The organism is Methylobacterium sp. TK26 (genome assembly GCF_055361565.1).
The window spans coordinates 190091-206253 of sequence record NZ_CM143965.1 but is presented as its reverse complement, the minus strand read 5'-3'; the positions used below and the strand labels follow the sequence as shown (position 1 = coordinate 206253).

At 69.4% G+C, this 16163-nt stretch carries 14 protein-coding genes; 8 read left to right on the top strand and 6 right to left on the bottom strand.

Annotated elements, in window-relative coordinates; translation table 11 throughout:
* Positions 1-369: 369 nt before the first annotated feature.
* Together ACXJ1Y_RS00985 and rnd are read right to left on the bottom strand one after the other, a co-directional pair.
* A complete protein-coding gene (locus ACXJ1Y_RS00985; protein ID WP_463848336.1) occupies positions 370-657 on the bottom strand; it encodes a hypothetical protein in 288 nt (95 codons plus the stop codon).
* A 96-nt stretch (positions 658-753) separates the two neighbouring features.
* Positions 754-1917 carry a ribonuclease D gene (gene rnd / locus ACXJ1Y_RS00980; protein WP_463848335.1) on the bottom strand — a complete coding sequence of 388 codons (1164 nt, stop codon included), beginning with the start codon at positions 1915-1917 and terminating at the stop codon, positions 754-756.
* A gap of 232 nt (positions 1918-2149) precedes the next feature.
* On the opposite strand from rnd, the gene aspS reads away from it, so the two are divergent.
* The 4 genes from aspS to ACXJ1Y_RS00960 are packed head-to-tail and all read left to right on the top strand — an operon-like array spanning position 2150 to position 6325.
* Positions 2150-3994, top strand: coding sequence for an aspartate--tRNA ligase (gene aspS / locus ACXJ1Y_RS00975; RefSeq protein ID WP_463848334.1), 1845 nt, complete (start codon positions 2150-2152; stop codon positions 3992-3994).
* Between the two features lie 32 nt (positions 3995-4026).
* The gene (locus ACXJ1Y_RS00970; RefSeq protein ID WP_463848333.1) at positions 4027-4896 is read left to right on the top strand and encodes a glycosyltransferase family 2 protein; all 870 of its coding nucleotides are present in this window, start codon (positions 4027-4029) and stop codon (positions 4894-4896) included.
* Positions 4893-5972: an acyltransferase family protein gene (locus ACXJ1Y_RS00965; protein ID WP_463848332.1), complete on the top strand. Its 1080-nt coding sequence runs from the start codon at positions 4893-4895 to the stop codon at positions 5970-5972. Before ACXJ1Y_RS00970 ends, ACXJ1Y_RS00965 begins: the two co-directional genes overlap by 4 nt.
* Positions 5969-6325, top strand: coding sequence for a hypothetical protein (locus tag ACXJ1Y_RS00960; protein WP_463848331.1), 357 nt, complete (start codon positions 5969-5971; stop codon positions 6323-6325). The genes ACXJ1Y_RS00965 and ACXJ1Y_RS00960 overlap by 4 nt, the downstream gene beginning before the upstream one ends.
* Here ACXJ1Y_RS00960 and ACXJ1Y_RS00955 read toward each other — a convergent pair.
* Positions 6262-8592 carry an NADP-dependent malic enzyme gene (locus ACXJ1Y_RS00955; RefSeq protein WP_463848330.1) on the bottom strand — a complete coding sequence of 777 codons (2331 nt, stop codon included), beginning with the start codon at positions 8590-8592 and terminating at the stop codon, positions 6262-6264. The genes ACXJ1Y_RS00960 and ACXJ1Y_RS00955 overlap by 64 nt on opposite strands.
* A 72-nt stretch (positions 8593-8664) precedes the next feature.
* Here ACXJ1Y_RS00955 and ACXJ1Y_RS00950 point away from each other — a divergent pair, with 72 nt between their 5' ends.
* A complete protein-coding gene (locus tag ACXJ1Y_RS00950) occupies positions 8665-9309 on the top strand; it encodes a CatB-related O-acetyltransferase (RefSeq protein WP_463850003.1) in 645 nt (214 codons plus the stop codon).
* Between the two features lie 20 nt (positions 9310-9329).
* Positions 9330-9578 (top strand): DUF3297 family protein, encoded by a 249-nt coding sequence (locus tag ACXJ1Y_RS00945; protein WP_463848329.1) that lies wholly within the window; start codon positions 9330-9332, stop codon positions 9576-9578.
* Between the two features lie 7 nt (positions 9579-9585).
* Here the strand turns inward: ACXJ1Y_RS00945 and ppx are convergent, their stop codons facing one another.
* The 3 genes from ppx to ACXJ1Y_RS00930 form a co-directional block, all read right to left on the bottom strand.
* A complete protein-coding gene (gene ppx / locus ACXJ1Y_RS00940) occupies positions 9586-11127 on the bottom strand; it encodes an exopolyphosphatase (RefSeq protein ID WP_463848328.1) in 1542 nt (513 codons plus the stop codon).
* Positions 11128-11138: 11 nt separating this feature from the next.
* Positions 11139-13532: an RNA degradosome polyphosphate kinase gene (locus tag ACXJ1Y_RS00935; protein ID WP_463848327.1), complete on the bottom strand. Its 2394-nt coding sequence runs from the start codon at positions 13530-13532 to the stop codon at positions 11139-11141.
* A 92-nt stretch (positions 13533-13624) separates the two neighbouring features.
* Positions 13625-14338 (bottom strand): P-loop NTPase family protein, encoded by a 714-nt coding sequence (locus ACXJ1Y_RS00930; protein ID WP_463848326.1) that lies wholly within the window; start codon positions 14336-14338, stop codon positions 13625-13627.
* Between the two features lie 104 nt (positions 14339-14442).
* Here ACXJ1Y_RS00930 and purM point away from each other — a divergent pair, with 104 nt between their 5' ends.
* Positions 14443-15507 carry a phosphoribosylformylglycinamidine cyclo-ligase gene (gene purM, locus ACXJ1Y_RS00925; protein WP_463848325.1) on the top strand — a complete coding sequence of 355 codons (1065 nt, stop codon included), beginning with the start codon at positions 14443-14445 and terminating at the stop codon, positions 15505-15507.
* The gene (purN, locus tag ACXJ1Y_RS00920; RefSeq protein ID WP_463848324.1) at positions 15504-16157 is read left to right on the top strand and encodes a phosphoribosylglycinamide formyltransferase; all 654 of its coding nucleotides are present in this window, start codon (positions 15504-15506) and stop codon (positions 16155-16157) included. The genes purM and purN overlap by 4 nt, the downstream gene beginning before the upstream one ends.
* Positions 16158-16163 lie beyond the last annotated feature (6 nt).

Here is a 16163-nt window from a genome sequence, read left to right as displayed (position 1 = left end):
AAAACGGCTTAGTTGCTGCCGCGCACAAATTCATATTGCACCGCGTTCAAAACGAATTTGAATCGGTGATGCCATGGTCGACCGGAGGCGTTTGGGTTTCGTGGAAAGTGGAAAAGTCTCTTGTCCCGGCGCGGCATAGTGGAAAGTCAGTAAAGCTCGGCCGCTTTAAGAGGCATCGGCGGTACCGGTATCGCAGTGCGGGAGAGCCGGCAGAGCGGGGCGACGGTGCCTACGTAGCGGGCCGCGAGCGGATCGTGGGGATTGCGCCGTCCTGCCGCATGATCCACCCGTCCGGGCCGGGGAAATTCGGCAAAGGGATAGCGCCCGCGACGGGTGGACGCGGCGCGCGAACTGCTAAAAATTTAAGAATCAGAGTTCGGGGACCGGGCCGGTCGACTCGAATTCGGCCACGTCGCCGATGAGGTCGGTGACGGATATGGCGAAGCTGCGTCCGCTCTTCAGCCGCAGCTGCGCGTCGGGCTCCAGCCAGATCGGCCAGAGGCCGGCATGGCGCCCGGTGAGCGTGCCGTGGACCATCAGGCCGCCGGAGCGCGACTCGACGACGATCCGGTAGCGCACGCGCACGGACTCGCAGCCCTCCGCGATGACCACGCCGCGTCCGGTATGGATGTTCGGACCGTCCTCGGGCTCGGACATACGCAAAGCAGCGCCAGGGAAAAGCGGCAATCCCGTTGCCATTTAATCCCGGCGAGGCGTTCTGTCACCGGCTTCCCGCGAGGTTCCTGCGATCTGTCAGGCGACGGGCGTGTCGAGATCGTGGACGACGATGCGGTTGCCGCGCGCCGAAAGGGCGAGCCGCCCGTGCTTGAGCGCCAGTGCCTTGTCCCCGAACAGCGTCCGCCGCCAGCCCTGCAGCACCGGCACTTCGGCGGCGTCGTCGTCCGCGAGGGCTTCGAGATCGTCCACCGTCGCGATGATCTTAGGCGCGACGCCCTCCGCCTCGCACACGGCCTTCAGGAGCACCTTCAGCAGCTCCACCAGGGCCCCGTTGCCGCCGGAGCGGCGGATGCGCTCGGGCATGGCGATGACGGTCGGGTCGCTCGCGAGGCCACGCTCGACGGCGGACAGGATGTCGGCCCCCGTGCGCGAGCGCTCGAAGCCGGCGGGGATCGTGCGCAGGCGCCCCAGCGCCTCGACGCTGCGCGGCGCGGCCGAGGCCACGTCGATCACCGCCTCGTCCTTCAGCACGCGCCCGCGCGGGACGTTGCGCGACTGTGCCTCCCGCTCCCGCCACGCGGCGACTTCCATCAGCACGGCGATCTCGCGGGGCTTGCGCATCCGTCCGGCGAGGCGGCGCCAGGCCTGTTGCGGATCGGCCTGATAGGTCTCCGGAGAGGTGAGAACCCCCATCTCCTCATCGAGCCACGCGCCGCGGTCGGTGCGGAGCAGTTCCGCTACCAGCGCCTCGTAGATCTTCACGAGGTGCGTCACGTCCGAGAGGGCATAGGCAAGCTGCGCCTCGGAGAGCGGCCGCCGCGACCAGTCCGTGAAGCGCGAGGACTTGTCGATCTTGGCCTTGGCCACATCGTTGACCAGCTGCTCGTAGGAGACCGAATCGCCGTAGCCGCAGACCATCGCCGCGACCTGGGTGTCGAAGAACGGATGCGGCAGGGTGCGCCCCAGCATCCAGACGATCTCCAGATCCTGCCGGGCGGAGTGGAACACCTTCACCACCCCTTCGTCGGACATCAGATCCACGAAGGGCTGCAAGTCGATGCCCGGCGCCAGGGGATCCACCAGGACGGCGCTGCCGTCCGGCGCGGCCATCTGGATGAGGCACAACTTGGGATAGTAGGTCGTCTCCCGCATGAACTCGGTATCGACGGTCACGAAAGGCTGCGCGGCCAGCCGCGTGCAGACGTCGCGCAGTTCGGCGGTGTCGGTGATCAGATCCATGACTCGGCTATACGCAAGCCTCAACGGGTTGGGGAGGCGGCTTGAGGCTCCCCGGTCTATTTCGCCGGGACTTGTCGCATTTTCCGCGCGTTACCCGGCCAGCTCGGTTAACGGAGCCGGCGCGCTCCCTGCGGGGCGGCGGCGGGCGGGCGCGGAGCCGGCTTCCCGACGTCGCGCTTGACTTGAAGGCACTCGCGTGAATGGTGCCGGCCTCCCCTGAGAAGAAACCGTCATGCACCGTTACCGTACCCATACCTGCGGGGCATTGCGCCCGTCCGAAGTCGGGCAGACCGTCCGCCTCTCCGGCTGGTGCCATCGCGTCCGCGATCACGGCGGCGTGCTGTTCGTGGACCTGCGCGACCATTACGGCGTGACGCAATGCGTGGTGGATTCGGATTCGAAGGCCTTCGCCGCCGCCGAGGCCGTGCGCTCCGAATGGGTGGTCCGCATCGATGGCCGGGTGCGCACCCGTCCCGCCGGCACGGAGAACGCGGAACTGCCGACCGGCGCGGTCGAGGTCTATATCGATGAGCTCGAAGTGCTCGGCCCGGCGGGCGAACTGCCGCTGCCGGTGTTCGGCGATGTCGAGTACCCGGAGGAGACGCGCCTCAAGTACCGCTTCCTCGACCTGCGCCGGGAGAAGCTTCACGCCAACATCATGAAGCGCGGCGCGATCATCGACTCCCTCCGCCGCCGGATGCGCGAAGGCGGGTTCTTCGAATTCCAGACGCCGATCCTCACGGCCTCCTCGCCGGAGGGCGCGCGCGACTACCTCGTCCCGTCCCGCGTCCATCCCGGCAAGTTCTACGCGCTCCCGCAGGCGCCGCAGCAGTTCAAGCAGCTGACGATGATCGCGGGCTTCGACCGCTACTTCCAGATCGCGCCCTGCTTCCGCGACGAGGATGCCCGCGCCGACCGCTCCCCCGGCGAGTTCTACCAGCTCGATATCGAGATGAGCTTCGTCACGCAGGAGGACGTGTTCCAGGCCGTGGAGCCGGTGCTGCGCGGTGTGTTCGAGGAGTTCGCCGAGGGCAAGCGCGTCACGAAGGAATTCCCGCGCATCACCTATGCCGACGCCATGCTGAAGTACGGCGTCGACAAGCCGGATCTGCGCAATCCCCTCCTCATCGCCGACGTGACCGACGAGTTCGCCCGCGACGACGTGGAGTTCAAGGCGTTCAAGGGCGCGATCAAGTCGGGCGGCGTCGTCCGCGCGATCCCCGCGCCGGGGGCCGGCGGCCAGCCGCGCTCGTTCTTCGACAAGCTCAACGAATGGGCCCGCTCCGAAGGGGCGCCGGGCCTGGGCTACGTCGTGTTCGAGGACGAGGGCGGCACGCTCGTCGGCAAGGGCCCGATCGCCAAGTTCATCCCGGCCCCGGTCCAGGCGATCATCGCCGAGAAGGCCAAGGTGAAGGCGGGCGACGCCGTGTTCTTCTCGGCCGGCGTCGAGGCCAAGGCCGCCGGGCTCGCCGGCAAGGCGCGCATCCGCATCGGCGACGAGCTGAACCTGTCCGACAAGGATCAGTACGCCTTCTGCTGGATCACCGACTTCCCGATGTACGAGTGGAACGAGGAAGACAAGAAGGTCGACTTCTCCCACAACCCGTTCTCGATGCCCAACATCGAGCGGGAAGACTTCCTTGAGTTCGATGTCGAGAAGCTGGCCGCCGATGGCGAGACCGGCGAACTGACCAAGACGATCCTCGACATCAAGGCGTTCCAGTACGACATCGTCTGCAACGGCGTGGAACTGTCCTCGGGCGCCATCCGGAACCATCGCCCCGACGTGATGGAGAAGGCCTTCGCCATCGCCGGCTACGGCAAGGATGTGCTGGAAGCCAAGTTCGGCGGCATGCTGAACGCGCTTCGCCTCGGCGCCCCGCCGCACGGCGGCATCGCGCCGGGTGTGGACCGCATCGTCATGCTCCTCTGCAACGAGCCGAATATCCGCGAGGTCGTGCTGTTCCCGATGAACCAGCGCGCCGAGGACCTGATGATGGGCGCCCCCTCCGAGGCGACGGCGAAGCAGCTCCGTGAGCTGCACATCCGTCTGAATCTGCCGGAGAAGAAGGCCTGACGACGCTCCCGACGGCGCTGTGAGGGGCCGCGATGGCGGATCTCGTCGCCATCGTCGTCGCCCATGACAGCGCCGACGCCCTCCCCGCCTGCCTCGCGGCGCTGGGGCGGGAGGGTGTCCCGGCCATCGTCGTGGACAATGCCAGCCGCGACGGTTCCGTCGCGGTGGCGGAGGCTGCCGGCGCCCGCGTGGTGCGCAACGCGCGCAACGAGGGCTACGGGCGCGCGAACAACATCGGCGTGAGGGCCGCCGAGGGCGCCGCCCATGTGCTGATCGTCAACCCGGACGTGGAACTGGCGCCGGGCGCCGCCGAGGCGCTGCTCGCCGCCGCGCGGGACTGGCCCGATGCCGGGCTCCTCGCCCCCCGCATCGTGGAGCTGGACGGCCGGTTCTTCTACCAGCCGCGCTCGCTCCTCGCCCCCTACCTCACCAACCCGTCCGGCCGCCGCGACCTGCCCGGCGGCGATGCCTGCGCGCCGTTCCTCTCGGGCGCCTGCTTCATGGTGAGGCGCGACCTGTTCCTGGCGCTCGGCGGCTTCGACGAGGCGATCTTCCTGTTCTACGAGGACGACGACCTGTGCCGCCGGGTGGCCGATTCCGGCCGTGCACTCGTCCATGTCCATGGGGCGGTCGCGCTCCACGGGCGGGGGCGATCCTCGGCGCCGGAGCCGGGCCGCGCGTTCCGGTCGCGCTGGCATCAGGCCTGGTCGCGGGCCTATGTGAGCCGCAAATACGGCCTGCCGGATCCGAGCCTCACCACGATGATCGTCAACCTGCCCAAGGCCGCCCTCTCGGCCCTGGTCTTCCGGAGGGCCGGATTCGAGCGCTACGGCGGCTCCGTGGCCGGCGCCTATGCGGCGTGGCGCGGCCGTGCGGCCCTGGCCCGGGAGGGCCTGTCGTGAGCGCCGCCCCGACCATCGCGGAAGCGCTGGCGCGCAAGCCCAACGGCTTCACCGGCCTGCGCCTGATCCTGGCGCTCGCCGTCGTCGTGTCGCACGCGTTCAGCGTCGCCACCGGCATCGGCGCCGACGAGCCCCTGGCCAAGGCCACCGGTTACACCCTCGGCGAGCATGCGGTGAACGGCTTCTTCGCCGTCTCCGGGTTCCTCGTGACCATGAGTTGCGACCGGCGCGGCCTGCGCGACTACGCCCTGGCGCGGACCCTGCGCATCCTGCCGGGACTGATCGCGGCGACGCTGGTCGTCTCCCTCGCCCTCGGCACGGCGATGACCCGCCTGCCGGCCGGCGAGTACTGGCGCGATCCGGGCCTCTGGTCCTTCGTGCGCAACACGCTCGTGAGCTTCAAGAGCAACGCCGCCCTGCCGGGCGTGTTCGAGGGCAACCCCTACCGCTCGCCCCTAGGCACGGTGTGGACGCTGAAATACGAGGTGCTCTGCTATTGCGGCGTGTTCGCCGCCGGCCTGAGCGGGTTGCTGCGGCGGCGCTGGATCGCGACGCTGCTCTGCTTCGGCCTCGCCCTCGCCCTGTCCGTGGAGGTCGCCCTGCACGGCGACGAGCTGGCGAAGGGTGTCGAGACGGCGCTCCGCCTGCCGATGATCTTCACCGCCGGGGCGTGCCTCTATCTCTGGCGGGACAAGCTGCGCCTCGCCGCCCCGGCGATGCTGTGCCTGGGCGTCGCCCTGTTCGTGCTGGCGCGGACGCCCGCCTACCCGGCCCTGCTGTTCCTCGGCAGCGCCTACGCCGCCATCTGGCTGGCGCTGGGGCCGCTGGCCTTCCGGCTCTTCGACCCGCCGGCCGATCTCTCCTATGGGATCTATCTCTACGGCTGGCCGGTGCAGCAGACCCTGCACGCCCTCTGGCCGGCGCAGACCGGGCTCGCGCTGCTTCTGCCCTCGCTCCTCGTCACGGTGCCGGCGGCGGCCCTGTCCTGGTACGCCGTCGAGCGCCCTGCCCTCGCCCTGAAGGCCCGCGCGCTGGGCCGCCGGAGCCTCGGCACCATCGAGCCGGCGGGGCCGTGAGCGCGGTCCTGCCGCCGCTTGCCGCCCTCGACCTCGCCGCCCGGCTCCTGTCGGCCGAGGGGTTCGTGGTCGCCGCGCGGAACGAGCGCGGCGACAGCTTTTATCTGCAAAGGCCCGGATGCCCCTGGCACCTGCGGCTGTCGAACCATTCCCGCACGGCCAAGCAGCGCAGGCGGCGCACCGACATCCTGACGAGCCTCGTCATCGACGGGCCGCGCTCGGCCGATCAGGTCGCCACCCTGGTGCGGGGGGCTCAGCGTGACTTCGCAGCCGCGCTGGCCCGCCGCGATCAGTCCGAGCTCATCGCGGCGCCGCCCTCGCCGCCTTCCCTCGGCGTCTCATCGACCGACTGAGCCTCCACCACCGCCGCCGCCGTGACGTTGACGATGCCCCGCGCCGTCACCGACGGCGTGAGGATGTGGGCGGGCTTGGCCGGGCCGATGAGCAGCGGGCCGACCGGCAGGGCATCGGCCAGCACCTTGGCGAACTGGAACGCGATGTTGGCTGCGTCGAGGTTCGGGAACACCAGCACGTTGGCCGCGCCCTTGAGCCGCGAGCCCGGCAGGACCCGGTCGCGCACCGTCTCTGACAGGGCCGAATCCGCCTGCATCTCGCCATCGACCTGCAGGCTCGGGTCGCGCTCCTCGATCAGCGCCAGCGCCTCGCGCATCTTCATCGCCGAACTCGAATCGGACTGGCCGAAATCGGAATGGCTGAGTAGCGCGATCTTCGGCGTGATGCCGAAGCGGGCCACATGGCCTGCGCTCGCCATGGCGATCTCGGCGATCTCCTCCGCGTTCGGGTTCTGGCGGACATGGGTGTCCGTCAGGAAGTACGGACCCTCGTTGGTGATGATCAGGCTCATCGCCGCGAGTTGCTTGATGCCCGGCTGCAGGCCGATCACGTCGCGGATGATCCGCAGGCGCGTCTCGAACCGGCCTTCGAGGCCGCAGATCAGGGCGTCGGCCTCGCCCCGGCGCACGGCGACGGCGCCGATGATCGTGCTGTTGGTGCGCACCAGCGTGCGGGCGGCGTCGGGGGTGATGCCCTTGCGGCCGGCGATGTCCAGATAGGTCTGGACGAAGGAGCGGTAGCGCGGATCGTCCTCGGGATCGATCAGTTCGAAGTCGCGGCCGAGCTTGATCGACAGGCCGAAGCGCTTCAGCCGGGTCTCCACCACGCGCGGGCGGCCGACGAGGATCGGCAGGGCGACCCTGTCCTCCACGATGGCCTGCACGGCGCGCAGCACGCGCTCGTCCTCGCCCTCGGCGTAGATCACCCGCTTCGGGTTCTCCTTCGCCTTGGAGAAGAGCGGCTTCATGATGAGGCCGGAGCGGTGGACGAACCGGTCCAGGCTCTCGGTGTAAGCCTGCAGATCCTCCAGCGGACGCCCGGCGACGCCCGAATCCATCGCCGCCTGCGCGACGGCGGGGGCGATGCGCAGGATGAGGCGCGGATCGAACGGGCTCGGGATCAGCGATTTCGGGCCGAAGGGCCGGACCTCGCCGCCATAGGCGCGGGCCACCACATCGGAGGTCGTCTCGTGGGCGAGGCCCGCGATCGCCTTCACGGCGGCCTTCTTCATTTCCTCGTTGATCTTGTGGGCGCCGACATCGAGGGCGCCCCGGAAGATGTAGGGGAAGCAGAGGACGTTGTTGACCTGGTTCGGGAAGTCCGACCGGCCGGTGCAGATCATCGCGTCCGGCCGCTCCTTCTCGGCGAGGTCGGGCATGATCTCCGGGTAGGGGTTGGCGAGCGCCATGATGAGCGGCTTCTCGGCCATCTCGCGCAGGTATTCCGGCTTCAGCACGCCGCCCGCCGAAAGGCCGATGAACACGTCGGCGCCGGGGATCACCTCCGCGAGGGTCCGCTTCTCGGTCTCCTGCGCGTAGACGTCCTTCCAGCGGTCCATCAGTTCCGGGCGGCCCTTGTAGACCACGCCCTTGATGTCCGTGACCGTGATGTTCTCGACCCGGGCGCCCAGCGACACGAGCAGGTTCAGGCAGGCGAGCGCCGCCGCGCCCGCGCCCGAGGTCACGATGCGGACGTCCTCAAGGTTCTTGCCAGCGAGTTCGAGCCCGTTCAGCACCGCCGCCGCGACGATGATCGCCGTGCCGTGCTGGTCGTCGTGGAAGACCGGGATGTTCATCCGCGCGCGGCACTGCTCCTCGACTTCGAAGCATTCCGGCGCCTTGATGTCCTCAAGGTTGATGCCGCCGAAGGTCGGCTCCAGGGCGCAGACGACGTCCACGAGCTTGGAGACGTCCTTCTGGTTCACCTCGATGTCGAACACGTCGATGCCGGCGAACTTCTTGAACAGGACGGCCTTGCCCTCCATCACCGGCTTCGAGGCGAGCGGGCCGATATCGCCGAGGCCCAGCACGGCCGTGCCGTTCGAGAGCACCGCCACGAGGTTCTGGCGGATGGTGAGGGTCGCGGCCTCCTGCGGGTCGTCGTAGATCGCCATGCAGGCGGCGGCGACGCCGGGGGAATAGGCGAGCGCGAGGTCCCGCTGGTTGCCCAGGGGCTTCGTCGCCTGGATCTCGAGCTTTCCGGGCTGCGGCAGCCGATGGTAGACGAGCGCCCCTGTCTTGAGGTCCTCGGACATGTTGTCGGCCATCAATAGCCCTCCTGATCGCCCTACGCCGTGCCGGCCCCGCCGGCCGGGCGGGATCGTGCGCTGATGGGTCTGTTGCAACGCCTGCGCAGGGGGCGCAACCCGCTCAACGAAACCCGGCTGCACCTCGCCCGAATGGCGGGGCGCTACGGATTCTCCATCGGTGCCTATTCCTACGGCAAGCCCAAGGTCCGCTTCCCTGAAAGCGGCCGGAAGCTGACGATTGGCCGCTATTGTTCCATCGCCGACCGGGTGGAGATCCTTTTAGGGGGCGATCACCGGCTCGATTGGGCGTCCACCTATCCTTTTGCTGCAATGCGGGGGCATTTCGCGGACGCAAAGGCGCCGGAGGATTATCATGCCTCGCGGGGCGACGTGGTAATCGGCCACGACGTCTGGCTCGGCTCCGGCTGCATGATCCTGTCGGGTGTCACATTGGGGCACGGGGCGGTGGTCGCGGCCCGCGCGGTCGTGACCCGCGACGTGCCCCCCTACGCGATCGTGGCCGGGAACCCGGCCCGCGTCGTCCGCCACCGGTTTCCGCCGGAGGTGGCCGAGGCGCTGGTGGCGTCGGCATGGTGGGACAGGCCGAAGGACGAGGTGAGCCGCCTCGTGCCGCTCCTCCAGAGCACGGACCTCGCCGCCCTGCTCGCCGCGTTGCGCGGGCCGGCGGAATCCCGTAACGGCGGGGCCGCGCCCGCACCCTGCGCGGCGCAATAGATGGAAGCCGGACCTAGGCGATGAGCGAGACGCCCCCCGACCGCCTGGCGGCGAACCCGAACAGCCCCTTCTACGACGAAGCGCTCCTCGAGCGCGGCATCGGCGTTCGCTTCAACGGCGCCGAGAAGACCAACGTGGAAGAGTATTGCGTCAGCGAGGGCTGGGTGCGCCTCTCGGCCGGCAAGACGCTGGACCGCGCGGGCAACCCGATGACCGTGAAGCTGAAGGGCAAAGTCGAGCCCTATTTCCGCGAGTCGGCGGAAGGCTGAGCCCCGCTCAGCCCACCACGACCCGCCCATCGAGCCCGATGAGGCGGGCAAGGCCCCGGACGCGGTTGAGCAGGCGGTCTCCGCCGAGATCCTTCCAGTCGGCCGGGAGACGCAGGGTCACGCGGCCCTCCTCCACCCCCAGCGGCGCCCGAGGCAGGGCGCCGTCCATCCCAGCCGAGACCGGGAAGGCGACGCGCAACAGCGCGCCGAGCAGGCGCGCCCGGTCGAACAAGCGCGGTCCGGCCAGCGCCCGCAGGATCTGATTGGCCTTCTCCGGCCCGACGCCGGTATGGCGCAGGGACACCGCGAGGCTGAGATAGGCCCGGCCGGGATGGTCGACGCCCACGAAGGCGGCGTTCTGGATCACCGCGATGGATTGCTCCCCCCGGTAATCCGGGTGCGCCCGCCAGCCGACATCGGCCAGGAGGCAGGCGGCATGGCGCAGACGTCGCTCGTCGGCCGTCTCTGGCCCGTCGAGATCAGCCACGAACCGGTCCGTCCAGGCGATCAGTTCCTCGCCATGCCCCGGCGCCCGCGCCCGCAGGGCGTTGAACTCCGATGCCGAGGCGAGGAGCGGATCGACCAGCCGCGTGTCGCGGTCGAGTTGCTCGAACAGCAGGCCCTCGCGCACGCCGGAGGCCGAGATCGCCACGGCGCGCGGTCGCCCGACGCGGATGATCTCTTCGAGGACCAGAGCGCCATAGGCCAGAAGCGGGCGGCGCGCCTCGGACACCATCTCGACGTCTTGCAATTGCGAGGCGTCGGTCTGCTCCACGACCTGCAGGAAGCTCAGTTCGTCCGTGGGATCGACCGTGTAGCCGTGCATCACGTGGACGGGATAGCCGCGCGAGGCCTGGTGCAGCCGGGCGATGGCCCGCCACGTCCCCCCAACCGCGTAGAAGGTCCGTCCCTTCAGGATCTCCAGTTGCGGCGCCGCCTTGCGCATATGCTCGCGCACCAGCTTGCCGGCCTTCTTGATCGAGCCGCCGGAGAGGTCCTGGAGGGTGAGGCCGCCGAGGGGCATCGTCACGCCCTGGCCGACCACCGTGCCGCGCACGTCCACCAATTCGAGGGATCCGCCGCCCATGTCGCCGACGACGCCGTCCGGCGCGTGGAAGCCCGAGACGACGCCGAGCGCCGAGAGTTCCGCCTCGCGCCGGCCCGAGAGGAGCTGGATCTCCTGGCCGCACGCCTCCTCGGCGGCGCGCAGGAAATCCGGTCCGTTCTGCGCGTCGCGGGCGGCGGCGGTCGCCATCACGAACACCTGCGACACCCGCATCGTCCGGCACAGGACGCGGAAGCGGCTGAGCGCGGCCAGCGCCCGCGCCACCGCCTCGTCGTTCAGCCGGCCCGTGGTGAACACGTTCCGGCCGAGGCCGCACAACACTTTCTCGTTGTACATCGGGGTCGGCGCCCGGCCGAGCCCGTCATAGGCGACGAGCCGCACCGAGTTCGAGCCGATATCGATGATGGCGACCGGGCGGTTCCGGTCGCAGACGGACCCCTGAGCAAACTCGGCAGGGGCGAGGATGGCGCTGGGACTTGCCAAGCGGTGTGGTCCTAGTCGTTCTGCGTGGCGCGGGCCCGGCGGCTGAGTGCCCGCGGGCTCGACTTCTTCGAGGATTTCCCGCGCCCCGACAGACTCGGGTTGGTCATGAAGTATTTGTGCGCGTTGAAGGGTTCCTCACCGTCCGACGGTTGGATCCGCTCGCAGCCACCAGAGGCCAGTACACGCCAGCTTTGCCTGTTGTCGAGGAGGTTAGCCAGCATGATCTGGTCCAGCACCTGCTGGTGCACCGTCGGGTTGGTGATCGGCAGCAGGGCCTCCACGCGCCGGTCGAGGTTGCGGCTCATCAGGTCCGCCGACGAAATGTAGACGATGGCCTTCGGGTGCGGCAGCCCCACCCCGTTGCCGAAGGCGTAGATGCGCCCATGCTCCAGGAAGCGCCCCACGATGGACTTCACCCGGATCGTCTCCGACAGGCCGGGGATGCCCGGCCGCAGGCAGCAGATGCCGCGCACCACGCAATCGATCTGCACCCCGGCCGCCGAGGCGTCGTATAGCGCGTCGATGATCTGCTGGTCCACGAGGGAGTTACACTTGATCCAGATCGCCGCCGGGCGCCCCGCCTTGGCGTGCGCCACCTCGGCCTCGATGTGTTCGAGCAGGCGGTTCTTGAGGGTGAGCGGCGACACGCCCATCCGCTCCAGTTCGGCGGGCTCGGCATAGCCGGTGATGAAGTTGAAGATCCGGCTCACGTCCCGGGCGATGGCCGGGTCGGCGGTGAAGAACGACAGGTCGGTGTAAACGCGGGCCGTGATCGGGTGATAATTGCCCGTGCCGACATGGCAGTAGGTGACGAGGCGATCCCCCTCGCGGCGGACGACCATCGACAGCTTGGCGTGGGTCTTCAGCTCGACGAAGCCGAACACCACCTGCGCGCCCGCCTTTTCGAGGTTGCGCGCCCAGCGGATGTTCGCTTCCTCATCGAACCGGGCCTTCAACTCGACCAGAGCCGTCACCGACTTGCCGAGTTCGGCCGCCTCGGCGAGGGCCGCGACGATCGGGGAGTTCGAGGAGGTGCGGTAGAGCGTCTGCTTGATGGCGACGACGTTCGGGTCTCGCGCCGCCTGGGCCAGGAACTGCACCACCGAATCGAACGACTCGTAGGGGTGGTGGACGATGAAGTCCTTCTGCCGGATCGCGGCGAAGACATCGCCGCCGCTCTCGCGGATCCGCTCCGGGAAGCGTGGCGTGTAGGGCTTGAACTTCAGGTCCGGCCGGTCAATCCCGACGATCTGCGAGAGTTCGTTGAGGGCGAGCATCCCGTCCACGAGGAAGACAGCATCGGACGAGATCTCCAACTCGTCCACGACGAAGTTGCGCAACTCCTCCGACATGCCCGCCTCGACCTCGATGCGGATCACCACGCCCCGGCGGCGCTGCTTGAGCGCCGATTCGAAGTGCAGGACGAGGTCTTCCGCCTCTTCCTCGATTTCGAGGTCCGAATCGCGTACCACCCGGAACGCCCCCTGCCCCTTCACGAGGTAGCCGGGGAAGAGCCGTCCGGTGAACATTACGATCACCTGCTCGATGGCGATGAATCGGGCCTGGGAATCGCCCTCCGACGCCGGCAGGCGCACGAAGCGGTCGAGTAGGCCCGGCATGCGGATCAGCGCCCGCAGCACCCGCCCGTCGCGGGGGCGCACCAGCATCAGCGCCAGCGTCGTGCCGAGGTTCGGGATGAACGGGAACGGGTGGGCCGGATCGATGGCGAGCGGCGTCAGCACCGGGAAGACGTAGGTGAGGAAGTACTCCTCCAGCCACGCCGACTGATCTCCCGTCAGGTCGGCGGGCTCCACGAGGTCGATCTCGGCATCGTGGAGCATCGCGCGCAATTCGCGCCAGCGCGTCTGCTGGTCAGCGGCGAGGCTCGAAACCTCGGCGCCGATCCGCGACAATTGCTCGGATGGGCTCAATCCGTCCTGCGAGGGCATGGTGATGCCCGCCCGCACCTGATCGTGCAGGCCGGCGACGCGCACCATGAAGAACTCGTCCAGATTGTTGGCCGAGATCGACAGGAAGCGGAGCTGTTCCAGCAGCGGATGATTGGTGTTCGACGCCTCTTCCAGCACCCGCCGGTTGAACTGCAGCCAGGAGAGTTCGCGGTTGACGAAACGCTCCGGCGCGTGGCGCAGGCTGCGCCCGGCTTCGAGCACGGGATCGCGGGCGGGGCCATCGACGGGCGTGGCGGGCTCAGGCGTCGCCGGGGAGGTCGGCCATTCCTCGTTGGCGTCGGTCTCCGGGGCCGAGCCCTTCGCGGATGCGGTGCCCATGGTGCGGCGGGGCGCAGCCGGGCGCCGGGCGGCCGGAGGCCGGGCCGCCGGAGCGGCCGATCCTTCCGCCTGATCCCCTTTATCCTTGCGGTCGAGGGGCTTGGGCGTCGATTCCATCGGCTGGTCCCGCTTTCCCGTGTCGTCTGCGTTCGGCGCCCCTTACCACCCGACCATCGCCGCCGTCACGACAGTTCGATGACAGTGCCGATTCAGGGCTCGGCATCCCCCGAACTCTCATCGAGTCCCATCCGCCGCAGCACGGCGACGGCCAGCGGCCGGCTGATCCGCCGCCCGCGTCCGAGGGCGTCGCGGTCGAGTTCGGCCACCACGTCCCGCGCCCGTCCGAGGGAGCGGTCGATGCGGAGGGCAACCGCCTCGATCACCCCGAGATCCACGATCAATTGGCGGTCCACGAACAGCTTCACAAGGACGGCCCGCAGCAAAGCGTCGTCGGGCGCCTCAATGGCCGCTCCGGGCGCGAGCCGCAGGCGCGAGCGCAGGTCGGCCGTGGCGAGGCCCAGCGCATCGATGGGTTTCGCGCTGGTGAGCAGCACCGGGCTCCCTCGCTCGCGGGCGAGGTTCAGCAGGTGGAACAGGGAGGCCTCGTCGCGGCCCTCCCCCCGGTCAATGTCCTCCACCACGAGGGCGCCGTTCGAGGCGAGGTGCTGCACCCGGTCATGCGTCACCGCCGTGGCGGTCACGGTCCAGGCATGGGCGCGTTCGGCCCAGATCGCCGCGAGGTGGCTCTTGCCGCTCCCCGCCGGGCCGGTGAGCACCAGCACCCGGTCAGGCCAGTTGGGCCACGCCTCGATCAGCCCGTAGGCGGCTTCGTTGGCATCGCCCACCAGAAAATCCTCGCGGCCGTAGCGGGGATCGAAGGGCAGGTCGAAGGTGAGTTGCCGGGGCGGAGCGTCGTTTGCCATGTGTCCCAAGGGTCGGCAGTCGGCCCGCCGAGGTCAAGACCGACTCGCGCGAAGACGCATGACCCGCTAAGGCGGTGCCGCAATCAGTTCGGGATGGCGCTGGCATGACGGCGGACGGGAAAGGCCTCACCTACGCGCAGGCGGGCGTCGATATCGACGCCGGCAATGCCATGGTGGAGACGATCAAGCCTCTGGTGCGCTCGACCCGGCGGCCGGGCGCGGATGCGGAGATCGGCGGCTTCGGCGGCCTGTTCGACCTGAAGGCGGCGGGTTTTCGCGATCCGATCCTCGTCGCGGCCAACGACGGCGTCGGCACGAAGGTGAAGATCGCCATCGAGACGGCTAAGCACGACACGATCGGCATCGACCTCGTGGCGATGTGCGTGAACGACCTGATCGTGCAGGGCGCCGAGCCGCTGTTCTTCCTCGACTATTACGCCACCGGCAAACTCGTGCCGGGTGTGGGCGCGGACATCGTGCGCGGCATCGCGGAAGGGTGCCGGCAGGCGGGCTGCGCGCTGATTGGCGGCGAGACCGCCGAGATGCCCGGCCTCTACGACGGGTCCGACTACGACCTCGCCGGCTTTTCCGTGGGCGCCGCCGAGCGCGGCACCCTGCTGCCGAAGCCCGGCATCGCCCCCGGCGACGTGGTGCTCGGCCTGCCCTCCTCCGGCGTGCATTCCAACGGCTACTCGCTGGTGCGGCGGATCGTGGCCCGCACCGGCCTCGGCTGGGACGCGCCCGCGCCGTTCGATCCCGCGCGCAGCCTCGGCGAGGCGCTGCTGGAGCCGACGAAGATCTACGTGAAGCCCCTGCTCGCGGCGCTGCGCGCGACGGACGGCATCAAGGCCCTCGCCCACATCACGGGCGGCGGCTTCCCCGACAACCTGCCCCGCGTGCTGCCCGACGCCATCGGCATCGAGGTCGATCTCGACGCGCTCGCCCCGCCGCCGGTCTTCAGCTGGCTTGCCCGCGAGGGCAGCGTCGCGCAGGCCGAGATGCTGCGCACCTTCAATTGCGGGATCGGCATGGTGGTGGTCGCCGCCGCCGGCTCGGAGGACGCGGTAACGAAGGCCCTCACCGAGGCCGGCGAGGCGCCAATCCGCCTCGGGCGGATCACACCGCGCGGCGCCGAGCCCGTGACGTTCACGGGCACGCTCGCCCTGTGACGGCGGCGGTGAAGAAGGTCCGCGTCGCGATTCTCATCTCCGGGCGCGGCTCGAACATGGTCGCGCTCGCAGAGGCGGCGCGCGATCCGGCCTTCCCGGCCGAGATCGTCCTCGTCCTCTCGAACGATCCGCAGGCGGAGGGCTTGGCCCGCGCCGCCGCCCTCGGCATCCCGACGAAGGCCATCGATCACCGCGTCTATCCCGACCGACCGAGCTTCGACGCAACCATCGACGCGGCGCTGCGCGAAGCGGGCACCGAGTTGGTGTGCCTCGCCGGCTTCATGCGGATCCTGACGGACGGGTTCGTGGAAGGCTGGGCGGGCCGGATGATCAACATCCACCCGTCCCTGCTGCCGCTGTTCAAGGGCACGCACACCCATGCGCAGGCGCTGGCGGCCGGGGTGCGGCTGCACGGCTGCACGGTGCATTTCGTGGTGCCGGAACTCGATGCCGGCCCCATCGTCGCCCAGGCGGCCGTGCCGGTGCGGCAGGGCGACGATCCGGACAGCCTCGCGGCGCGGGTCATCGTGCAGGAGCGCCGGCTCTACCCGGCGGCGCTGGCGCTCGTCGCGGGCGGCCGGGCTCGCCTCGACGGCGGGCGCGTCGTGATCGACGACGCGCCGCCGGATGGCGTGCTGTTCAGCCTCTAGCTCGGA

Excerpts from the sequence above, each read along its gene's own strand:
- ACXJ1Y_RS00985 (WP_463848336.1), bottom strand. The coding sequence starts at position 657 with ATGTCCGAGCCCGAGGACGGTCCGAACATCCATACCGGACGCGGCGTG.
- rnd (WP_463848335.1), bottom strand. The coding sequence starts at position 1,917 with ATGGATCTGATCACCGACACCGCCGAACTGCGCGACGTCTGCACGCGG.
- aspS (WP_463848334.1), top strand. The coding sequence starts at position 2,150 with ATGCACCGTTACCGTACCCATACCTGCGGGGCATTGCGCCCGTCCGAA.
- ACXJ1Y_RS00970 (WP_463848333.1), top strand. The coding sequence starts at position 4,027 with ATGGCGGATCTCGTCGCCATCGTCGTCGCCCATGACAGCGCCGACGCC.
- ACXJ1Y_RS00955 (WP_463848330.1), bottom strand. The coding sequence starts at position 8,592 with ATGGCCGACAACATGTCCGAGGACCTCAAGACAGGGGCGCTCGTCTAC.
- ACXJ1Y_RS00945 (WP_463848329.1), top strand. The coding sequence starts at position 9,330 with ATGAGCGAGACGCCCCCCGACCGCCTGGCGGCGAACCCGAACAGCCCC.
- ACXJ1Y_RS00935 (WP_463848327.1), bottom strand. The coding sequence starts at position 13,532 with ATGGAATCGACGCCCAAGCCCCTCGACCGCAAGGATAAAGGGGATCAG.
- ACXJ1Y_RS00930 (WP_463848326.1), bottom strand. The coding sequence starts at position 14,338 with ATGGCAAACGACGCTCCGCCCCGGCAACTCACCTTCGACCTGCCCTTC.
- purM (WP_463848325.1), top strand. The coding sequence starts at position 14,443 with ATGACGGCGGACGGGAAAGGCCTCACCTACGCGCAGGCGGGCGTCGAT.